A 20,417-nucleotide genomic window follows, 5' to 3' on the forward strand; every position below is an offset into this window, starting at 1 on the left:
CAGCATCGTGGTCGATGCCGGCGCCTTGCCGCAACGTACTGGCGGTAGCTAATCGTCATTGGCAAAGCTGGTGTTGTTCATGATTTGCTCGGTAATCTGGTCCAGCAGCGGCCACAGGCGCGCGACGATGCGCTGGGCCCGCTCCGCCTCGTCGGCCGGCGCGCCCGGCGGCAGGGTTTCCAGGCTGTGGCACAGTTCCGCCAGGCCCAGCGCACCCACCGTGCGCGCCGACGATTTGATGCGGTGCCCCAGTTCGCGCACCTGGCCCACGTCGCCGCGCGCCAGGGCCGCGTCGATGTCGGCAAAGCCATCCTGCGTCGTCTGCAGGAACTTGAAGGCGAACTTGCGCACCTTTTGCGGGTTGTAGCCCAGCAACTTTGCCAGGATGGACAGGTCGATCACCTGCGGGTCGCCGGCCAGCGTCGTCTTGAAGGCGGGCACGGCGCGGCTGCGCGCCGGCGGCGGCGGCGTCTCGCGCGCCGGCAGCCAGCTGGCGATGGTCTGGTACATCATGGCCGGCTGGATGGGCTTGGAAATGAAGTCGTCCATGCCCGCGTCCAGGCAGCGCACGCGGTCCTCGCTGGTGGCCGTGGCCGTCATGGCCAGCACGCGCAAATGGGCCAGCTGCGGGTCGGCGCGGATGTGGCGCGTGGCCTGCAAGCCATCCATCAGCGGCATCTGCACGTCCATCAGCACGCAGTCGAACTGCGTCTGGCGCAGCAGGTCGAGCGCTTCCTCGCCATTGTTGGCCAGGCAGACGGAGGCGCCCGCTTCTTCCAGCAATTCCAGCGCCACCTGCTGATTAAACGTGTTGTCTTCCACCAGCAGGATGCGCGCATGCTTGAGCGTGCGCATCACCAGGGCCGCGTCGGCGCTGGCGCGCATGGCCGCCGCCGTCTGCACCATGCTGTCGAGCATGGCCGGCGCCGCCTGGTCGGAAATGCCCAGGTTGGCCGTAAACCAGAAGGTGCTGCCGGCGCCCGGGCGGCTGTCGACGCCCACGTCGCCGCCCATCAGCTGGGCCAGCTGCTTGCAGATGGCCAGGCCCAGGCCCGTGCCGCCGTACTCGCGCGTGGTGGAGGTGTCGGCCTGCTGGAAGGACTGGAACAGCTTGCTCATCTCGTCCTGCGACAGGCCGATGCCGTGGTCACACACTTCAAAGCGCACCAGGCAGTGTTTTGCATCGGCCACCACCTTGTGGACTTTCACGGTGATGCTGCCCTGTTCGCTGAACTTGATGGCGTTATTGGCGTAGTTGATCAGCACCTGCCCCAGGCGCAGCGGGTCGCCCACGAGCACGGCCGGCAATTGCGGGTCGATCTCGAACAGCAGTTCCAGGTTCTTGCCGGCGGCGCGCGGCGCCACCACCGTCATCAGGGTTTGCACGACATGGTCGAAGCTGAAGTTGACGCGTTCGATTTCCAGCTTGCCCGCCTCGATTTTCGAGATGTCGAGGATGTCGTCGATGATGCCCAGCAGATGCTCGCCGGCAAAACGGATCTTTTCCAGGTAATCGCGCTGGCGCGGCTCCAGGTCCGTCTTCAGGGCCAGGTAGGCCATGCCGATCACGCCGTTCATCGGCGTGCGGATCTCATGGCTCATGTTGGCCAGGAATTGTCCCTTCGCCAGGCTGGCCTCTTCGGCCACCTGCTTGGCCTGGTCCAGTTGCTCCGTGCGCTGCGCCACGCGCTCTTCCAGATGTTCATTGAGCTCGCGCAAGGCGCTCTCGCTGCGTTTGTGATACGTGATGTCCGTCAGGCTGGCCACCACCATGCCCACCTTGCCGTATTCATCGCGGATGGCCTCGGTATTTACGGACAGCCACGACAGGCTGCCGTCGGGCTGCTTCACGCCCATCAGCACGTCGCGCATGGCGACACCGGTCGACAGGGTGATGTGCACGGGATGGCTGCGCTGGTCGAAGGCGGAACCGTCCTCGCGGATGGCTTGCCACAGGCTGTTGCCGGCCGGGCTGGCGGCCAGCATGCGCTCGGCGGCCGCATTGCTTTCCAGGATATGCCCGTGGCTGTCCTGCACCACCAGGCCGTTGGTGACGGCGCCGAACACGGACGCCATGCGCTGGCTCGAGTTCGACAGCGCGATCGACGCCTGGCGCCGCTCCGTGATGTCGGTAATCATCGCCAGCGTGCCGCCCGGTTCGCCGTTCTCCGACTGGATGCTGGTGCTCGACAGCAAGCCCCACAGGCTGGACAAGTCCTTGCGGAAGAAGCGGAAGTCGACCTGGTCCGGCTGGCTGGCCAGGCTGCCGTGGCTGGCCAGACGCCGCTGCATCAGCAGCTGGCTGTCGCGGTCCATGAAGTCGAGCATGGGACGGTTCAGCATTTCCTGCACCGTGTAGCCGAGCATGTGCGCCATCTTCGGATTGACGAAAGTGGTCTTGCCGTCCGCATCCGTCATCCAGATGCCCTCGGCCGCCGTCTGCACGATCAGGCGGTAGCGTTCCGAACTGGCGTGCAGGGCTTCCTCGGCGCGCTGGCGCTGCGTCATGTCGCGCAGCGAGACGATGGAAAACACTTGCCCGGCCATGCGCAGCGGCGACAGGCTGACCTTGGCGGGGAAGTGGGTGCCGTCGCGGCGGCGCGCCATCATGACCCTGCCGGGCAGGCTGTGCCGCGCTTGCGGGTCGCCGGCCGGGTGGCTGTCCGTGCTTTCCGGTACCAGTTGCTCCAGCGACATGCCCGTCAGTTCGGCCAGCGGGTAGCCGAAGCAGCGCGCGCCGATCTGGTTGGCGTAGTGCACCTTGCCCTCGACATCGGCCACCAGCATGGCTTCGGGGGCCGCTTCGAGCATGGAGCGCATGCGCGACTCCTCGTCGAGCTTGCGCTCGCTGATGTCGCAGACGATGCCGCTGGCCTGGATGGCGGCGCCATCGGAAGCACGCGTCAGCACGGCGCCGCGCGCCAGCAGCCAGCGCCAGTGGCCGTCGCTGTGGCGCAGGCGGAATTCGCAGTTGAAGGTGCCCGGCGCCTGGCCGTCGAAATGCTGGCGGAAGGCTAGGCTCAGCCGTGCGCGGTCATCGCGGTGCACTTCGGCCAGCCAGTCGGCCAGCGTGTGTTCAAGCCGAGCCTGCCGGTCGCCCAGCACGTCCTGGTACAGGGGAGAAAACAGCAGCTGGTCGGACTGGCGTTGCCAGGTCCAGGCGGCCATGGCCGCGCCACGCAAGGCTTGCGGGGCATGCGCTCCGGCAACGCTGTCCGCTGGCGCCCGCGCGCCGTGCAATTGTCGCCGCAGTCGCCAGGCTTGCCAGCATGCCCATCCCGCCAGGGCCGTGGCGCTGGCCGCTGCATACGGCCACAGCAGCACGTGCGCCGCCGCCGGCACGGCCGCCTGCGCCACTGCCGGCAGGGACAAGGGAATGCCGGCCGCGAGCATCGTACGCGCGAGCCTGCGCAACGCAAGGCGCCGGGGGCGTGGTGCGCTGGAACTCGTGTGGCGGCAATACGACAAATGCATCCCTTTCTGGGGCGTGATTGGACTAGGCTGGCAGTACATGACGCGCGCTCAAACAAACGCCTGCGGCGCTTTCTGGCGGCAACTATAGCATCGAATATTTAGTCGGAGTATTTAAGTTCTGAAACAGCCAAAACGGGATTTTTTTTGCCCCGAAATGGCTGTTTTTTTCGCGATCCGGTGAGAATTCGTGAGAAAGTTTGCGCGAAATCGTGCTATTGAATCAGCCGGTTTTTCAGCTGCTCTCAGGAAAAGCTGCCGGCGAACTGATAGCGGTGGCCTGGATGCCACATGGTGGCGATCGAGGCGATCCTGCCGCCCGAGCGCGTCTGGCGGCGCAGCACCAGGCAAGGCTGTTTGGTGTCGATGGCCAGCATTTCGGCGATGTCGCGCGGCGCCGACAGCGCCTCGATGCTGTAGCTGGCGCCTTGCAGGGGGGCGGCGGCCATCAGGTATTCGTTCGGCGTGATGCTGGAAAAGTCCTGCGTCATGTAGTCAGGCGCGCACTCGGGATTGACCCAGCGGTCTTCCACCTGGATGGGCACGCCGTTCTCGAAATGCACGATCAGCGAGTGGAACAGCGGGTGCTCGGCGGCCAGGCCGAATTGCTTGCCCAGCAAGTCGGACGCCTTGGTGCGCTCCAGCAGCTGCAGGCTGCTGCGGTGGATATGTCCGCGCGCGCGCACTTCATCGGCGATACTCTTGATTTCCAACAAGGTCGCCTGGTATTTTTGCTGCGCCACATAGGTGCCGGAACCCTGGCGCCGCGTCAATATTTGCTCGCTGGTCAGTTCACGCACGGCGCGGTTGACCGTCATGCGCGAGACGCCGAATTGTTTCACCAGGGCTTGCTCGGAGGGAATCACGTCGCCTTCCTTCCAGCGCCCGGCAGCGATGCCGGCCAGCAGATAATCCTTGATGCGCTGGAAAATGGGCGTATTTTCCTGGGTAGTATGATCGTCCAATGCGGTTTCTCCGGGGCGCGGGCAGGGCGCGCCGCCGGCTGGAGGCGCGATGGCCGATTTTAGCACCGAGCGCGATGCCTGCCGCCAGCCTTTTTTTTGAATTCAAAAGCAAGCGCCGGAGTGTGGCGCCGGCCGGCACTGGCTATGCTGGCTGCATACTATTGACCTGCATGGAGTTCGCCATGGAACACGCTTACCTGACTGACGATGAACGCTGGGATGCGCTGCAGCGGCGCGCGCCCGACGCCGACGGCGTCTTTTACTATTCGGTGCGCACGACGGGCGTGTATTGCCGCCCTTCCTGCGCGGCGCGCCCCGCCCTGCGCCGCAATGTGGCTTTCCACGCCAGTTGCGAGCAGGCGGAGGCGGCCGGTTTCCGCCCCTGCCTGCGCTGCAAGCCGAACTTGCCGCCCCTGGCCCAGCGCCAGGCGGCCATCGTGGCCGATATCTGCCGCCTGATCGACGCCTGCGACGAGCTGCCTGACCTGGACAGCCTTGCCCGGGCCGCCGGCATGAGCCGCTTTCACTTTCACCGCGTCTTCAAGGCGCACACGGGCATCACGCCGAAAGCCTACGCGGCGGCGCGGCGCGGCGAGCGCCTGAAGGCCGGCTTGCAGGGCGCGGCGAACGTCACGGAAACGTTGTATGCGGCCGGTTTCAATTCCAGCGGCCGCCTGTATGCGGCCACGCCGGGCTTGCTGGGCATGACGCCGGGCGCATTCCGCGACGGCGGCAGCGGCGCCGTGATCCGCTTCGCCATCGGCGCCTGCTCGCTGGGCGCCATCCTCGTGGCCAGCACGGACAAGGGCATCTGCGCGATTTTGATCGATGACGACCCGGAAGTGCTGCTGCGCGACTTGCAGGACCGTTTCCCCCGCGCCGAACTGCGCGGCGCCGAGCCCGACTATGAACGGACGGTGGCGCAGGTGGTGGGCCTGGTCGAGGCGCCCGCGATCGGCCTGGACTTGCCGCTCGACGTGCGCGGCACCGTGTTCCAGCAGCGCGTGTGGCAAGCATTGCGCGAGATTCCTGCCGGCAGCACGGTCAGCTATGCCGAACTGGCGCGCCGCATCGGCGCCCCGCAAGGCGCGCGCGCCGTGGCGGGCGCCTGCGCCGCCAATGCGCTGGCCGTCGCCATCCCCTGCCACAGGGTGGTGCGCAACGATGGCGCGCTGTCCGGCTACCGCTGGGGCGTGGAGCGCAAGCAGGCGCTGCTCGAACGCGAGGGCGGACGGTGAGGGCGCTCGATTGGCGGCAGATAGAGGATGAGCTGAATCAATACGGCTGCGCCGTCGTGCCGGGCTTGCTGGCTGCGGATGCCTGCACGGCGCTGGCGGCGCAGTATGACGAGGCGTCGCGCTTTCGCAGCCGTGTGGTGATGCAGCGCCATGGTTTTGGCCAGGGCGAGTACCAGTATTTCGCCTATCCGCTGCCCGATGTGGTGGCCGCCTTGCGCGAACAGCTGTACGGGCCGCTGGCGGCGATTGCCAACCGCTGGCACGCCAGCATGGGCCTGGAAACGCGCTTTCCGCCCGGTCACGCCGATTTCCTGGCGCGCTGCCATGCGGCGGGGCAGACGCGCCCCACGCCCTTGCTCTTGCGCTACCGCAAGGGGGACTACAATTGCCTGCACCAGGACCTGTATGGCGAGCACGTGTTTCCGCTGCAGCTGGCCGTGCTGCTGTCGCGCCCGCAAGACGATTTCACGGGCGGCGAGTTCGTGCTGACGGAGCAGCGCCCGCGCATGCAGTCGCGCTTGGAGGTCGTGCCGCTGGCGCAGGGCGACGCCGTGCTCTTTCCCGTGGCGCAGCGGCCTGTCAACGGCACGCGCGGCAGTTACCGCGTCAACATGCGCCATGGCGTGTCGCGCCTGCGCTCGGGCTTGCGCCACACCCTGGGCATCATTTTTCATGATGCGAGCTGAACGGTAGCCGCGGCGCTTGAGTTTCCGCAATTACATGGCATGATGGCTGCTTCTTGTCACTCTTTCATTTCTGCCATGTCCGTGTTGCTTCGCCTGTTGTGCCTGTTGACGATCTTCCTGCTGCCCGCAGCCTACGCGGACGAGGACGCATCCCCGCTCGTTGCGGAAGCCGCGACCGTCCTGGCGCCCGCGCATGCCGCGGCCGTCAGGACGGCGCCATTGATGTTCGCCAACCGCAAGGTATTCGTCTTCCGCGCCGCGCTGGCCGGCTATCCGCCCGACGAACGGGCCATCGGCGCGCAGCGCCGCCTGGAAGGCGTACTGGCGAAAAACGGTCCGCTGCAGGCAAGCACGCGCACGATTCCCGAAGGCACGCAGGTGCTGCTCGACGGCGTGCAACTGTTCGTCGTCGTGCCTGGCGATGTCAACCAGCTGGCCGGCGACACGACGGAAAGCGTGGCGAAAACGGCGGCCGGCGAGTTGAGCAAGGCCGTGCTCGACTATCGCGAGCAGGGCAGCTGGCGCTACCTGGCCATCGCCGCCGCCGTGTGCGCGGCCGCCACCCTCGTGTTCTGGCTGGTCTGGATGGGCTTGACGCGCCTGTACCATTGGGCCAAGCGCCGCAGCGGCGTGCTGCTGGCCTCGCGCCTGCGCGACGTGCGTCTGAAAAACGTGCGCGTGCTCGACGCCGAACACTACATCGCCTTCGCGTATCAGCTGCTGAGCGCCGTGCTGTGGGGCTTGCGCCTGATGGCCACCTATCTGTGGGCCGCCTTCGTGCTGGGCCGCCTGCCGTACACGCGCTCGTGGGGCGAAAGCCTGAGCGGCTACCTGTTCGACGTGGCGGCCGACGTCTTCCACGCCATCATCGGCGCCTTGCCGGGGCTGGTGCTGGTGTGCGTGATCTTCGCCATCGCGCGCCTGATCGCCGCCACGGCCGCTTCGCTGTTCAAGCGTGTGGAAAGCGGTGAACTGCAGATCGGCTGGCTGGACAAGGACACGGCCCTGCCCACGCGCCGCATCGCCAGCGTGGTGATCTGGCTGTTCGCGCTGGCCATGGCGTATCCGTATCTGCCCGGCTCGCACACGGCCGCCTTCCAGGGCCTGTCCGTGCTGGTCGGTTTGATGGTGTCGATCGGCGCGTCGAGCATCGTGGGCCAGGGCGCCAGCGGCCTGATCCTGATGTACACGCGCGCCCTGCGCAAGGGAGAATACGTGCGCGTGGGCGACAGCGAAGGCACGGTGGTTGACGTGGGCATGTTCGAGACGCGCCTGCGCACGGGTCTGGGCGAGGAAGTCGCCTTGCCGAACGCCTGGGTGATGTCGCAAACGACGAAGAACTATTCGCGCGCCCAGCCCGGCGGCGGCTTCGTGCTCGACTCCACCGTCACCATCGGCTACGCCACGCCCTGGCGGCAAGTGCACGCCATGCTGGAACTGGCCGCCGCCCGCACGCCGGAACTGTCGACCACGCCGAAACCGTACGTGATGCAGCTGGCCTTGCAGGATTACTACGTGCAATACCGCCTGGTCGCCTACGCCAGCGCCGAAGTCCCCCGCCAGCGCGCCGAAGTGCTGAACCGCTTGCACCAGAACATCATCGACGTCTTCAACGAGTTCGACGTGCAGATCACCTCGCCGCATTACATCGACGACCCGAAAGAGTCGCACGTGGTGCCGCCCGGTGAATGGTTCAGGGCGCCGGCGAAGCGGGGGGAGGAACAATAGCCCTTACGTTTTCCTTTAGGGAACCATGTTGCAGGAAATGGCGATATCGGTGTCGTTGTATTGATTGCGAGATATTCGGATGACGCAGCGATCAGCCTGTACGGGCAAGCGGTATGCCAGTTCGATCTCTCCTCCTCGTCCATAGGTGCAGAGCAACCATTTTTCCATCGATTTCAGGTGCGGGTATGTGGTTTCGGTAACGTATTTGCCGAGGCGGCCAGTGTCGCCGCGCAACTCGGCCCGGGGTTCTACCTCGGGCGGCCCGGCCACGATGCCTGCGCCGGACAGCAGCAAGCGCGCAGGCACGATACCGAGCCATCCGGATGCAGGCCGCACCTGGACCGAAGCTGGGCTCAGCTCGCGCGGACACTGCGGCACCTGCGCAATGGCGGCCGGCGCGGCCACCGTGAGGAGGATGAAGATGAGAAGGGCGTTGCTCATGTTAATGAATCACATAGAACGCGGCGGCATTATCTGAGTCCAGGATGCGCCTTGCCTTGGCAACTTCGGGACTGTAGTAGTCGATACGACGCGACTTTACCCGGCGCCCTTGCCACTGATCCATCACCACGATGTATTTGGGGCGATTCGAGGCAGGGTCTTTCGGACCCGCATACATGAACAGGGCTGCGTGGTTGCCATGCGTGGGTTGAAAAGCGGCGGTCGGACTGGAAAACGTGGCGATGGCAGTCCCCGGTGCGATTACCCGGCGTGCAGGACGTGCTGGCCTGGACGCCAATGGATGGTGCGGGGGGCTTGGGCGTACGCTTGCACGAGCGCGACGCATTCGCCTGTTCCCACCGGGTCATGACCTTGCAGAGCGTTCAAGTCGCCCTTGTATCGATATTCCAAAGCGCTTCCTTATGGATCGGCTTACTTATGGATATTCTTATGCGGAATGGGAAAAGTGTATTGCGCATACGCAAATAGCCATGCTGCAGCATTCGATACGGAGCGGGATAATGATCGTAGCGATGGCTGGCCGGGGCAGAGTTCAGCAATCCATGCCGGGGCGTCCCTGCTGACAGCAGCGATCTTGGGACGACCTGAGGCGCCGGGGATCAGGCAAAACTTGCCTGCACAGGCTGCATGCCGAGGAACATGAGCAGTATGAACAGGGCTTTCTGCTGCAAGGAGACCATGTTTTTCCTATTTCTGAACGGGGCAGATTTCACCTATCCAGGCCTGCATATCGCGCTTGATGGGAATGACCTGTTGACCACCGTTAGCTGTCGCGACGAGACAGAATTTCCCTTTATAGCCACGGGTCGAGTCAGACGAGTCATCCGGCCTGCCATTCAAGAAGACGCTGTACATCCTGCCTGTTCTCAACATCGTCGCGGCAGTCGATTCGGCTCCTGCTGATACTTGGCCATACAAATAGCAGGTTTTTGCATGCATGGGGAGGGTCGTCGCTCCAGGGAGAATGAAGGACCAGACCTCTGCAGGCGGCTTTATGGAAATATCGTAAACCATGAGTGCGCCCAGCATTGGCGTTCCATTGCGGCGTTCTTCTTTTTTGAAATGGTAAAGCATGGTATGCCTTTGAATGAGCTAATCTCGGCTTCGGCCATGCGCGACCTCGCCGAGGCATCCATGCTCGTCAAGGTCGCCAGCAGACAAAGAATAAGGTGGCGATGATTCATGGCATGCCTTGTGCTATCGGGCAGAATTTCTGGCTGGGCACGTATCATCGAGCCAGGCCTGTGTATGACTTTTGATGACGACGAGGCGTGGCTTGGCAGAGACCTGCTGTACGAGACAGAATTTTGCCACATATCCATAGGTAGGATCGGCAGGCCTGCCATTCAGAAATACCTCGTACACCCTGCCGGTCTTCAATTCAGGCGCGGACGCGGCGTCGGCATGTGCCGGAATATTCCCATAAGGAATGCAATTTGTTGAAGACAGCGGAATTTTCTTACCGTCCGTCATGAGAACCCCCCATATTCCCGTCGTTGGCTTGACCGTCACGTCGGACACGCTCAAGGCGCCGAGGAAGGGCTGGCCGTTGCGCCTCTCTTCTTTTTTGGAAATGCTGAAGCAGGGCACGCCATTGATCGAGGTAACGTCGGCATCGGCCATGCGTGAGCGCGCGTTGCTGTTCATGCTCGAGAATACAAGCAGTATTAGCAGTGTTTTATGGCATAAGGACATAATGTTAAGGAGGCGTCGGACAGACTTCATCGATCCAGGCCTGCATGTCGCTGTTGATGGGGATGACTTGCTGGCCGCCATCCGCCGTAGCTCTCACGCAGAATTTTCCTTGGTAACCATAGGTTGGATCGGACGGATCTTTAGGGCTGCCATTCAGGAACACATGATAAAAATGCCCGGGTATCAGTTTTTCAGCGCGTATGCCCGTCGCGCCGGTAGGCAGGTTTCCATAGCGGATGCATGTGCTGGCACGGATGGGTAACGCCATGTCTGGCGGTAGGGAGAATCCCCATACTTCTTTTACTGGTTGCACGGACATGTCTGAAACCATGAGTGCGCCAAGAAATGGCAGGCCATTGCGCGTCTCTTCCTTTTTTGTAATCGAGAAGCAGGGTATGCCCTGCGCCGACTGGATAACTGCTTCTGCCATGCGGGAATATGCCCATGTGTCAGGGAATATCGAATATAGGCTCATGGTCAATATCGTTGCCAGGCAAGTTTTTCGGGCTCTTACGGTCGTTAAAAAAATCATTGAGTACCTTTTTAAACAGTTCTCCGGAGTTTTTATAGCGCTGTTGGCGCATGGCGCGAGTGGAAGTTAAAAACCTCAGCACAAAGTAGCCCGCCAATAAATCACCTTGCGCTTCCATGTCATGGCTGGATAATTTCTGATTGGGGAGCAAGGTATATTTGTAGTCCAGCCCCAGGCGAATGGCTCCCCGCAGTTTTACTGAATATCCGAGTTGGTACTGCCAAACATGAACCATTTCGTGCATAAACCAGTGTTTCAGACTATCTTTTTCTTTGGAAAAGTCCTCTTTGTAATCCGACTCATGAAAGTAAATCTCCCCATCCGGCGTCATGGCCACATCCTTCGGTTGCAAGCCGAACCATAGATACGGCTCCCCATGCACCTTGACCTTGCCGTAGTCGATCGCATCCTGGAACAGCATCCACGCCATGTCGATCTCGCCCCTGGTCAGCGGGCGGACCTTGTCCTTGACTTTGACCTGTTTGACGGACGAACCGACATCCTTGTCGGTGGTCTCGATGCCATCGAGCTGGACGAGCTTGACGGCAGGCGCCGCGTGTTTTGGCGCGGCGGCGCAGCATGGCGATTTGTCCGCGTGCGGCAGGAATTCGGCCTGGGTAATCAGCGCTTCCTGCTTGCTGGCCACGCGCCCCGTACGTCCCTTCGCATCCGTCGTCCCCGTCCACGTTTCCCCATTGCTCAAGGTGAGCCGGTAGTCGGCGTGCGCCAGCGGCATCTTGTTTTGCGAGACGAATTCCAGCTGTTCGTCGTAGCCGCAACACCAGCATTCGTCGGGCTGGCCGGCCAGGCGGTGCAGTTCGCAGCCGCTAGTCGCGTCGCGCAGGGTGGCGCCCAGCACGGGTCGGCCGTCGGCGCTGAAGGTGACGATCATGCTGTCGAAGCGCGCGCCCAGGCTTTTCTTCTGGTGGGCCACGAGCTTGAAGAACACGTCGCACGCGGTGGTGCTGATGACATGGTGCCTGGCCATGGAAACTCCGCGATAAAACGCCAGCGTAGGCCAGCGGCGGCGGGGAAGTATTGACTGGGCGCAAGGCTTGGGCGCTTGCGTTAAGATGCCGGGCGTTTTCATGAAAAGAAAGAGATCCCATGTCCAGCCCATCCAACATCGAAGCCTCCCGCACCGCCCGCAGCCTGGCCGTCGCCCTGATCGGCGACCCGTTCTACCGCGCCGTCACGGTGGCGTGCGGCGACGACGAGGCGGCGCGGCTGGCCATGCTGGAAGCGTATTTTGCGCTGGCGCTGGCCGAGGGCTGGCAGGCGGGGCGCGTCGACCTGGCCGGCGATGGGTGCAATGAGGTAGGCAATGGTGCCGCCATCTGGACGACGGATACGCCGGCGGCGCTGCGCCAGGCCGCCTACGCGCAGCGCGAGGATGCCTTGCGCGTGCTGCTGGGAGAGCAGGGCTTCGCGCATTTCACGGCCATCGTCGCGAACATGGAGCACGCACTGGCGCCGCATGGTCTGCAAGACGCGTGGTATTTGTCGATCGCCGGCATCCACCCGGACGCGCAGGGCCGGGGATGGGGCGCATTCGTGCTGGCGCCGGGCCTGGCGGCCGTCGATGCGGCGGGGGCCGCGTGCTTCCTGGAGACGTACAACGAGCGCAGCCTGCCGTTCTACGGCCGCCTGGGCTTCGCGGTGGCGGGACGCTACGCGGAAGCCGTCACGGGCTGCGATTACTGGCTGATGGTACGGAAACCCACTGCTGCCTGATTGACCATTTTGCCAATTTCTATACACTCGTCTTTTCGTTCATTGACTTCAATTAAAAGACCTGGAGATGGAAATGCCGACCTTGCCCTTGTGCCGCACCCTGCTCACGCTCGCCTGCCTGGGGGCCATCGGCCACGCGCATGCCGATACCGTCATCGACAATGCCAACGGCTACACGCTCGACGCCAACGGCAAGGTGGTGCGTTTTACGGCGCTGGCGTTTGACGACGCTGGCAAGCTGCTGGCCGTCGGCAGCGCCGCGCAGGTGAAGCGCAAGGCGGCCAAGGGCGCCCTGCACATCGACGTGCAGGGCAAGACCGTGCTGCCGGGCCTGATCGACGCGCACGGCCACGTGTTCGGCCTGGGGACGATCGCCAGCGGCGTGATGCTGTACGGTTCGTCCTCATTGCCTGCCGCCGTGCAAGCCGTGGGCGACTTCGCCCGCGCGCATCCCGAGCGCAGCTGGATCGTCGGCAGCGGCTGGAACCAGGAAATCTGGAAGCTGGGGCGCTTTCCCACGGCCGCGGAACTCGATGCGGCGGAAAGCGCGCGGCCAGTGTGGCTGCGCCGGGTCGATGGCCACGCGGGCTGGGCCAACAGCCGCGCGCTGGCGCTGGCCGGCATCACGCGCGCCACGCCGGATCCGGCCGGCGGCAAGATCGAACGCGACGCGGACGGCAACGCCACCGGCGTGCTGGTCGACAGCGCCATGGACTTGATGGACGCCGTGCTGCCCAAGCCGGGCGACGTGGAAAACCGCGCCGCCCTCGATGGCGCGCTGGCGCAGCTGTCGCAAGTAGGCCTGACCAGCGTGCACGATGCGGGCATCGGCCAGATGCAGGACCGGCTGTTCCGCGACTACGCGGATCACGGCACGCTGACGGTGCGCGTGTACGGCATGATCGCCGACACGACGGAAGACTTCGACACATTGTCAAAAAGCGGCCCATTAAACAGCTATGCGCGCGACATGTACGCCTTGCGCGCCGTCAAACTGCTGTCCGACGGCGCCCTGGGCAGCCGCGGCGCGGCCCTGCTGGCGCCGTACAGCGACGATCCGTCTACCCGCGGCCTGCTGTTCTACAAGGACGACGCCATGCGCGCGAAGATGGAAAAAGCCATGCGCGCCGGCTACCAGGTGAATGTGCACGCCATCGGCGACGCGGGCAACCATCAAATCCTCGACGGCTATGCAGCCTTGATCGCGCAGTACCATAGCGCGGGCCTGCGCCACCGCATGGAGCATGCGCAGGTGGTGCAGTTGTCCGACATCCCCCGTTTCAAGGCGCTGGGCATCGTGCCGTCGATGCAGCCCACGCACGCCACGTCGGACCAGAACATGGCGGAGCAGCGCGTCGGCCATGAACGCATCAAGGGCGCGTATGCGTGGCGCACCTTCCTCAAGCAGGGTTCGCGCATCGCCTGCGGCTCCGACTTCCCGATCGAGTCGCCGAACCCGTTCGAGGGTATCCACGCGGCCGTCACGCGGCAGAACAGCGACGGGTTCCCTGCCGGCGGCTGGTATCCGCAGCAAGCCATGACGGTGACGCAAGCGCTGCGCTGCTTCACCCTCGACGCGGCCTGGGCGGCGCACCAGGAAAAGGTCATCGGCACGCTGGAAGCGGGCAAATGGGCGGATTTTATCGTCGTCGACCAGGACCTGTTCACCGTCGAGCCCAAGGCCATCGGCAAGACGCAGGTGCTGCAGACGTGGGTGGCGGGCAAGCGCGTGTTCGAGAAAAAGTAAGGATTTGACAGCTGCAAAAACCTGTTGACTTGGTTGTATAGACAACCTATGCTGGGAGTACCAGAGCGGACCACGCATGTCCGCTCGCACCCTACGAGGAGACAGCATGAACAGCACAATGGACACCGATCCACGCTTTGATGCCAGCCGTACCATCCGCGCCCCGCGCGGCACGGTCATGGCTTGCAAGAGTTGGCAGGCCGAGGCGGCCTACCGCATGTTGCAAAACAACCTGGACCCGGAAGTGGCGGAAAATCCGCAGCACCTGGTCGTCTATGGCGGCATCGGCCGCGCCGCCCGCAACTGGGCCTGCTTCGACCAGATACTCGCTTCCTTGCGCGAACTGGAAGACGACCAGACCCTCCTGATCCAGTCCGGCAAGCCGGTGGGCGTGTTCCGGACCCACGCCGATGCGCCGCGCGTGCTGATCGCGAACTCCAACCTGGTGCCGAAATGGGCGAACTGGGAGCACTTCAACGAACTCGATCGCCAGGGCCTGTTCATGTACGGCCAGATGACGGCCGGCAGCTGGATCTACATCGGCACGCAGGGCATCGTGCAAGGCACGTATGAAACCTTCGCCGAGGCGGGACGCCAGCATTTCGGCGGCGACTGGGGCGGGCGCTGGATCCTGACGGCGGGCCTGGGCGGCATGGGCGGCGCGCAGCCGCTGGCCGCCACCATGGCCGGCGCCGTCTCGCTCAACATCGAATGCCAGCAAAGCAGCATCGACTTCCGCCTGCGCACGCGCTATCTGGACAAGCAGGCGGCCAGCCTGGACGAAGCTTTGACGCTGGTCAAATACCATACGCAGCGCAAGGAAGCCATTTCCATTTGCCTCCTGGGCAACGCGGCCGAAGTGCTGCCGGAACTGGTGCGCCGCGCCAAGGCGGGCGGCCTGGTGCCGGACCTGGTGACGGACCAGACCTCCGCCCACGACCTGGTCAACGGCTACCTGCCGCGCGGCTGGAGCGTGTCGGACTGGAAGGCGGCGCAGCAGGACCCGCAGCGCCACGCGCGCCTGACGGTGGCCGCCGCCGATTCCTGCGCCGCCCACGTGCAGGCCATGCTCGATTTCCACGCCATGGGCGTGCACACCGTCGATTACGGCAACAACATCCGCCAGGTGGCGTTCGACCAGGGCGTGCAGAACGCCTTCGACTTCCCCGGCTTCGTTCCCGCGTATATCCGCCCGCAGTTCTGCGAGGGGCGGGGGCCGTTCCGCTGGGTGGCCCTGTCGGGCGACCCGGAAGACATCTATAAAACGGATGCGAAGATCAAGCAGCTGTTCCCGCACCACAAGCAGGTGCACCACTGGCTGGACATGGCGCGCGAGCGCATTGCCTTCCAGGGCCTGCCGGCGCGCATCTGCTGGCTGGGACTGGGCGAGCGCCACATCGCCGGCCTGGCCTTCAACGAGATGGTGCGCACGGGCGAGCTGAAGGCGCCCATCGTCATCGGCCGCGACCACCTGGACACGGGTTCCGTCGCCAGCCCGAACCGCGAGACGGAAAGCATGAAGGACGGCACGGACGCCGTCTCCGACTGGCCGCTGCTCAACGCCATGCTGAACACGGCCGGCGGCGCCACCTGGGTCTCGCTGCACCATGGCGGCGGCGTGGGAATGGGGTATTCTCAGCATGCGGGCATGGTCATCGTGGCCGACGGCACGGAAGCGGCGGCGAAGCGCCTTGCCAGGGTGCTGGTCAACGACAGCGGCTCGGGCGTGATGCGCCATGCCGATGCCGGCTACGAAACAGCGGCCGCCTGCGCCAAGCGCAACGGCCTGATTCTTCCCATGATTCCTTGAGACCTAGACTCGAATGACTATGACACAGCATGCCAAAAGTTGGACCCTGAAGCCGGGCGCGATGACCCTGGGCGACCTGCGCGCCGTCTGGGCCGCGCCCGCGAAACTGATCCTCGCCGCCGAGGCCTATCCCGTCATCGAGGCGTCGGCCGCCGCCGTGCAAGCCATCGTCGCCAAGGGCGATGCGGCCTACGGCATCAACACGGGCTTCGGCCTGCTCGCCAAGACGCGCATTCCCGATGAAAAGCTGGAGCAATTGCAGCGCAACCTGATCCTGTCGCATTCCGTCGGCACGGGAGAACTGCTGTCGGACGCCGTCGTGCGCCTGATCATGCTGATGAAGATCGGCAGCCTGGCGCGCGGCTTTTCCGGCGTGCGGCCGCTGATCGTCGATACCCTGATCGCCCTGTACAACGCGGGCATCATGCCGGCCATCCCCGCCAAGGGCTCCGTCGGCGCCTCGGGCGACCTGGCGCCCCTGTCGCACATGACCCTGGCCATGCTGGGCGTGGGCGAAGTGCGCGTCAACGGCGAACTGATGGCGGCGCCCGAGGCGCTGGCGCAGGCGGGCATCGCGCCCGTCGTGCTGGCGGCAAAAGAGGGCCTGGCCCTGATCAACGGCACGCAGGTGTCGAACGCGCTGGCGCTGCACGGCCTGTTCATGGCCGAGCGCCTGCTGGAAGCGGCCATGGTCACGGGCGCGCTGTCGCTCGACGCGGCCAAGGGCAGCGATTCGCCGTTTGACGCGCGCGTGCACGCCGTGCGCGGGCAGCCGGGGCAGATACTGGCCGCGCAGATGTACCGCCAGCTGGTGGCCAACAGCGCCATCCGCGCCTCGCACCTGGAAGGCGACGAGCGCGTGCAAGACCCGTACAGCCTGCGCTGCCAGCCGCAAGTCATGGGCGCTTGCCTGGACTTGATCGGCAATGTGGGCCGTACCCTGCTGATCGAGGCCAATGCCGTCACGGACAACCCGCTGATCTTCCAGGATGGTCCCAACGGCCAGGCGGAGATCGTCTCTGGCGGCAATTTCCATGCCGAGCCTGTCGCGTTTGCCGCCGACACCCTGGCGCTGGCGATCGCCGAAATCGGCGCCCTGGCCGAGCGCCGCATCGCGCTGCTGATCGACGCCACGCTCTCGGGCCTGCCGCCCTTCCTCGTGCGCGACCCGGGCGTCAATTCCGGCTTCATGATCGCCCACGTGACGGCGGCCGCGCTGGCCTCGGAAAACAAGTCGCTGGCGCACCCGGCCAGCGTCGACAGCCTGCCGACGTCCGCCAACCAGGAAGACCACGTGAGCATGGCCACGTTCGCCGGGCGCCGCCTGGACGACATGGCGCACAACACGGCCGTCATCGTCGGCATCGAGCTGCTGGCCGCCGCGCAGGGCATCGATTTCCACCGTCCGCTGAAAACCTCGCCGCACCTGGAACACGTGCACCACCAGTTGCGGCAGAAGGTGCCGTTCTTCGACGCCGACCGCTTCTTCGCGCCCGATATCGAGGCGGCCAAGCAGATGGTGCTGCACGGTGAATTGAGCAGCACCTGCAAGAATTTGTTCGCCCCGCTGTACGCTTGAGCGGGCGCAAGGAGACAGGCATGGATTTCCGCTTTAATGAGGGCAGCATCCCGCTGCTCGTGTCGATGCCCCACGTGGGCACCGACATACCGGACGATATCGCCGCGCGCATGACGCCGCAGGCCTTGGTCAAGGCCGACACGGACTGGCATTTGCGCGAGCTGTACGGCTTTTTGCAGGAGATGGATGCGTCCGTGCTGTCGGCGCGCTGGTCGCGCTACACCATCGACCTGAATCGCCCGCAGGAAGACACGAATCTGTATCCGGGCCAGGATACGACGGGCTTGCTGCCCGGCGATACCTTCCACCGCGAGCCGCTGTACCTGGCCGGCAAGGAGCCCGATGCGGCCGACGTGCGGCGCCGCCTGCAGCGCTACTGGGCGCCGTACCACCGGCAGCTGCGCGCGGAACTGGACCGCCTGCTGCGCGTGCATGGCGCCGTGGTGCTGTGGGACGCCCATTCCATCGCCTCGCGCGTGCCGCGCTTCTTTGACGGCAAGCTGCCCGACCTGAACTTCGGCACGGCAGATGGGGCCAGCTGCGATAGCGGCCTGACGTCCGCCGTGGTGGACGTGGCGCGCGCGCAGGAACAATTCACCGTGGCGCTGAACGGCCGCTTCAAGGGCGGCCACATCACGCGCCATTACGGCCAGCCGCAAAGCCGCGTGCATGCGATCCAGCTCGAGATGTGCCAGTGCCTGTACATGAATGAACCTGGCATGGACGAATCGGCGCCGTTCGGCTACCGGCCCGACCTGGCCGCCCAGGTGCAGCCGCTGCTGCGCCGGATGATGGAAGCGGCCGTGGCATGGGTGGCGCATTGAGTACCTGTCTGTTCGCGCGTCATGCGCTGCTGCCGCAAGGCTGGCGCCGCGACGTGCTGCTGGAATGGGATGCGGCCGGCGATTTGACGCGCGTCGAGGAAGGCGCCACGCCGCCCGCCGGCGCGGAAGTGGCCGAATATGTCTTGCCCGGCATGGTCAACCTGCATTCGCACGCCTTCCAGCGGGCGCTGGGCGGCATGACGGAGATTGCAGGTGACGGCCCTGACAGCTTCTGGACCTGGCGCGAGCTGATGTACCGTTTCGCGCGTCACATCACGCCGGAGCAGATGGAGGCCATCGCCGCGCAGCTGTTTGCCGAATGCCTGCGCCACGGCTACACGTCCGTGTGCGAATTCCACTACCTGCAGCGCGATGCGGCAGGCGCCCTGTATGCGCGTCCCGCCGAGACGGCCGAGCGGGTGCTGGCGGCGGCGCGCCACAGCGGCGTCGGCATGACCATGCTGCCCGTGCTGTACAGCCATGCGGGCTTCGGGGAACAGCCGTTGACAGCGCAGCAGGCGCGCTTTCGCACCGGTGCGGACGACGTGCTGCGCATCATCGAGGCGCTGGCGCCGCAGCGCGGCGGGCAGGTGGAAGTGGGTTTCGCGCCCCACTCGCTGCGCGCGGCCAGTGTGACGCAGATCAAACAGGTGGCGTCGGCGCTGCCCGCGGGCCGCCCGATCCACATCCACATCGCCGAGCAGCAGGGCGAGGTGCGCCAGTGTCTGGACTACAGCGGCCGGCGCCCGGTGCAGTATTTGTGCGATCAGGTCGAGGTCGATGCGCGCTGGTGCCTGGTGCACGCGACGCACGTGCAGCCCGACGAGGTGGCGCGGATCGCCGCCAGCGGCGCCGTGGCGGGCCTGTGTCCGACGACGGAGGCGAACCTGGGCGACGGCCTGTTCCCGCTGGCCGAATTCATCGCCGCCGGCGGGCGCTTCGGCGTCGGCAGCGACAGCCATGTGTCGCAGTCGCCGGTGGAAGAATTGCGCTGGCTCGAATATGGCCAGCGTCTGCAGCGCCAGCAGCGCAATGTCGCCGCCGCGCCCGATGCACGCCATGTGGGCGACTACCTGTGGCAGGCGGCCTTGCGGGGCGGCGCGCAGGCGTCCGGGCGCAAGCTCGGTGCGCTGGCGCCGGGCTGCCGCGCCGACCTGCTGGTGCTCGACGCTGCGCACGTCAATCTGTGCGGCGTGGCCATCGCCGATGTGCTGGGCAGTTTTCTCTTCTGCGGCAACGACAACCTGGTGCGCGACGTCCTGTGCGGCGGCCAGTGGCAGGTGCGCGGCGGGCGACACGTGGCGCAGGACGCCATTGCGGCGGCCTACCGGCGCACCCTGGCGCAACTGAGGGCGCTCTGATGGCGACCTTCATCCCCCACGAATGCCTGCGCGCCGCGCCGTGGAAGAATGGCGGCGGCAGCACGATGGAAATCGCCATTTCCCCGCCCGCTGCCGGCCTGATGGAATTTGACTGGCGCATCAGCCTGGCGACCATCACGGCCAGCGGGCCGTTTTCCAGCTTTCCCGGCATCGACCGCAGCCTGATGCTGGTCGATGGCGACAGCGTGCAGCTGACGCTCGACGGCGCGCGCAAGGTAACCTTGAGCGCGGCGCAACCGATGCTGTGGTTTCCCGGCGAAGCGGCCGTCGTGGCGCAGGTCAGGGGGCCGACGACGGATTTCAATGTGATGACGCGGCGCGACCGCTGCCGCCACCAGCTGGAAAAAATCACGGCGCCCGCCAAGCTGGCGCGGCGCAGCGCGACGACCCTGCTGTTTGTCGCCGGCGATGGCGCCGTGCTGGCGCGCGGAGGCGGCCAGCAGTTCGCGCTGGCCCGCCATGACGCGCTGCTGCTCGATGCGGACGATGCGCAGGAATGGCGGCTGGAAGCCTTGCAGCGCTCGGCCGTGCTGAGCGTCGACCTGTTCACCTGAGAGGGGCACA

Annotated in this window: 19 protein-coding genes; 10 read left to right on the forward strand and 9 right to left on the reverse strand. The window is 65.1% G+C overall.

Going from position 1 to position 20,417, the window contains the following annotated elements:
• Positions 1 to 48: 48 nt before the first annotated feature.
• Positions 49 to 3,393 carry a PAS domain-containing hybrid sensor histidine kinase/response regulator gene (locus CBW50_RS00115; protein WP_253251885.1) on the reverse strand — a complete coding sequence of 1,115 codons (3,345 nt, stop codon included), beginning with the start codon at positions 3,391 to 3,393 and terminating at the stop codon, positions 49 to 51.
• Positions 3,394 to 3,716: 323 nt separating this feature from the next.
• On the reverse strand, positions 3,717 to 4,436 hold the full coding sequence (gene hutC, locus CBW50_RS00120) for a histidine utilization repressor (protein WP_086143625.1): 720 nt from the start codon (positions 4,434 to 4,436) through the stop codon (positions 3,717 to 3,719).
• A 182-nt stretch (positions 4,437 to 4,618) separates the two neighbouring features.
• Here hutC and ada point away from each other — a divergent pair, with 182 nt between their 5' ends.
• The 3 genes from ada (at position 4,619) to CBW50_RS00135 (ending at position 8,088) form a co-directional block, all read left to right on the forward strand.
• Entirely contained in the window at positions 4,619 to 5,674 is a 1,056-nt protein-coding gene (ada, locus tag CBW50_RS00125; protein ID WP_086143965.1) for a bifunctional DNA-binding transcriptional regulator/O6-methylguanine-DNA methyltransferase Ada, read from the forward strand.
• Positions 5,671 to 6,360, forward strand: coding sequence for a 2OG-Fe(II) oxygenase (locus tag CBW50_RS00130; RefSeq protein ID WP_086143626.1), 690 nt, complete (start codon positions 5,671 to 5,673; stop codon positions 6,358 to 6,360). The genes ada and CBW50_RS00130 overlap by 4 nt, the downstream gene beginning before the upstream one ends.
• A gap of 75 nt (positions 6,361 to 6,435) precedes the next feature.
• Positions 6,436 to 8,088 (forward strand): mechanosensitive ion channel family protein, encoded by a 1,653-nt coding sequence (locus CBW50_RS00135; RefSeq protein WP_086143627.1) that lies wholly within the window; start codon positions 6,436 to 6,438, stop codon positions 8,086 to 8,088.
• 15 nt (positions 8,089 to 8,103) lie between these two features.
• Here CBW50_RS00135 and CBW50_RS00140 read toward each other — a convergent pair whose 3' ends face one another.
• The 7 genes from CBW50_RS00140 to CBW50_RS00160 all read right to left on the reverse strand — a co-directional run bounded on the left by CBW50_RS00140 (position 8,104) and on the right by CBW50_RS00160 (position 11,867).
• Positions 8,104 to 8,529, reverse strand: a complete 426-nt coding sequence (locus CBW50_RS00140; protein ID WP_086143628.1) for an STY0301 family protein — start codon at positions 8,527 to 8,529, stop codon at positions 8,104 to 8,106.
• A 1-nt stretch (position 8,530) separates the two neighbouring features.
• Positions 8,531 to 8,827: a BPSL0067 family protein gene (locus CBW50_RS30250; RefSeq protein ID WP_172404635.1), complete on the reverse strand. Its 297-nt coding sequence runs from the start codon at positions 8,825 to 8,827 to the stop codon at positions 8,531 to 8,533.
• Positions 8,791 to 8,889: a BPSL0067 family protein gene (locus CBW50_RS30255; protein WP_367301817.1), complete on the reverse strand. Its 99-nt coding sequence runs from the start codon at positions 8,887 to 8,889 to the stop codon at positions 8,791 to 8,793. Before CBW50_RS30255 ends, CBW50_RS30250 begins: the two co-directional genes overlap by 37 nt.
• Positions 8,890 to 9,237: 348 nt before the next feature.
• Positions 9,238 to 9,624, reverse strand: a complete 387-nt coding sequence (locus tag CBW50_RS00150) for a hypothetical protein (protein ID WP_139842358.1) — start codon at positions 9,622 to 9,624, stop codon at positions 9,238 to 9,240.
• Positions 9,625 to 9,747: 123 nt separating this feature from the next.
• Positions 9,748 to 10,197 (reverse strand): hypothetical protein, encoded by a 450-nt coding sequence (locus CBW50_RS28570; RefSeq protein WP_172404636.1) that lies wholly within the window; start codon positions 10,195 to 10,197, stop codon positions 9,748 to 9,750.
• 52 nt (positions 10,198 to 10,249) lie between these two features.
• Positions 10,250 to 10,720 carry a hypothetical protein gene (locus CBW50_RS28575; protein ID WP_139842360.1) on the reverse strand — a complete coding sequence of 157 codons (471 nt, stop codon included), beginning with the start codon at positions 10,718 to 10,720 and terminating at the stop codon, positions 10,250 to 10,252.
• Positions 10,695 to 11,867: a hypothetical protein gene (locus tag CBW50_RS00160; RefSeq protein WP_139842361.1), complete on the reverse strand. Its 1,173-nt coding sequence runs from the start codon at positions 11,865 to 11,867 to the stop codon at positions 10,695 to 10,697. Before CBW50_RS00160 ends, CBW50_RS28575 begins: the two co-directional genes overlap by 26 nt.
• A 17-nt stretch (positions 11,868 to 11,884) precedes the next feature.
• Here CBW50_RS00160 and CBW50_RS00165 point away from each other — a divergent pair, with 17 nt between their 5' ends.
• The 7 genes from CBW50_RS00165 (at position 11,885) to CBW50_RS00195 (ending at position 20,407) form a co-directional block, all read left to right on the forward strand.
• Complete coding sequence (locus CBW50_RS00165; protein ID WP_086143633.1) at positions 11,885 to 12,511, forward strand: GNAT family N-acetyltransferase; 627 nt, start codon at positions 11,885 to 11,887, stop codon at positions 12,509 to 12,511.
• 73 nt (positions 12,512 to 12,584) lie between these two features.
• Complete coding sequence (locus CBW50_RS00170) at positions 12,585 to 14,258, forward strand: amidohydrolase (protein WP_086143966.1); 1,674 nt, start codon at positions 12,585 to 12,587, stop codon at positions 14,256 to 14,258.
• A 106-nt stretch (positions 14,259 to 14,364) separates the two neighbouring features.
• Positions 14,365 to 16,068 (forward strand): urocanate hydratase, encoded by a 1,704-nt coding sequence (hutU, locus tag CBW50_RS00175; protein WP_086143634.1) that lies wholly within the window; start codon positions 14,365 to 14,367, stop codon positions 16,066 to 16,068.
• Positions 16,069 to 16,087: 19 nt separating this feature from the next.
• Positions 16,088 to 17,647: a histidine ammonia-lyase gene (gene hutH / locus CBW50_RS00180; RefSeq protein WP_086143635.1), complete on the forward strand. Its 1,560-nt coding sequence runs from the start codon at positions 16,088 to 16,090 to the stop codon at positions 17,645 to 17,647.
• 20 nt (positions 17,648 to 17,667) lie between these two features.
• The gene (gene hutG, locus CBW50_RS00185; RefSeq protein WP_086143636.1) at positions 17,668 to 18,471 is read left to right on the forward strand and encodes an N-formylglutamate deformylase; all 804 of its coding nucleotides are present in this window, start codon (positions 17,668 to 17,670) and stop codon (positions 18,469 to 18,471) included.
• The gene (locus CBW50_RS00190) at positions 18,456 to 19,832 is read left to right on the forward strand and encodes a formimidoylglutamate deiminase (protein ID WP_086143637.1); all 1,377 of its coding nucleotides are present in this window, start codon (positions 18,456 to 18,458) and stop codon (positions 19,830 to 19,832) included. The genes hutG and CBW50_RS00190 overlap by 16 nt, the downstream gene beginning before the upstream one ends.
• Complete coding sequence (locus CBW50_RS00195; protein ID WP_086143638.1) at positions 19,832 to 20,407, forward strand: HutD family protein; 576 nt, start codon at positions 19,832 to 19,834, stop codon at positions 20,405 to 20,407. The genes CBW50_RS00190 and CBW50_RS00195 overlap by 1 nt, the downstream gene beginning before the upstream one ends.
• Positions 20,408 to 20,417 lie beyond the last annotated feature (10 nt).

The sequence above is a fragment of the Janthinobacterium sp. GW458P genome (assembly GCF_002127585.1).
GTDB lineage: Bacteria > Pseudomonadota > Gammaproteobacteria > Burkholderiales > Burkholderiaceae_D > Janthinobacterium.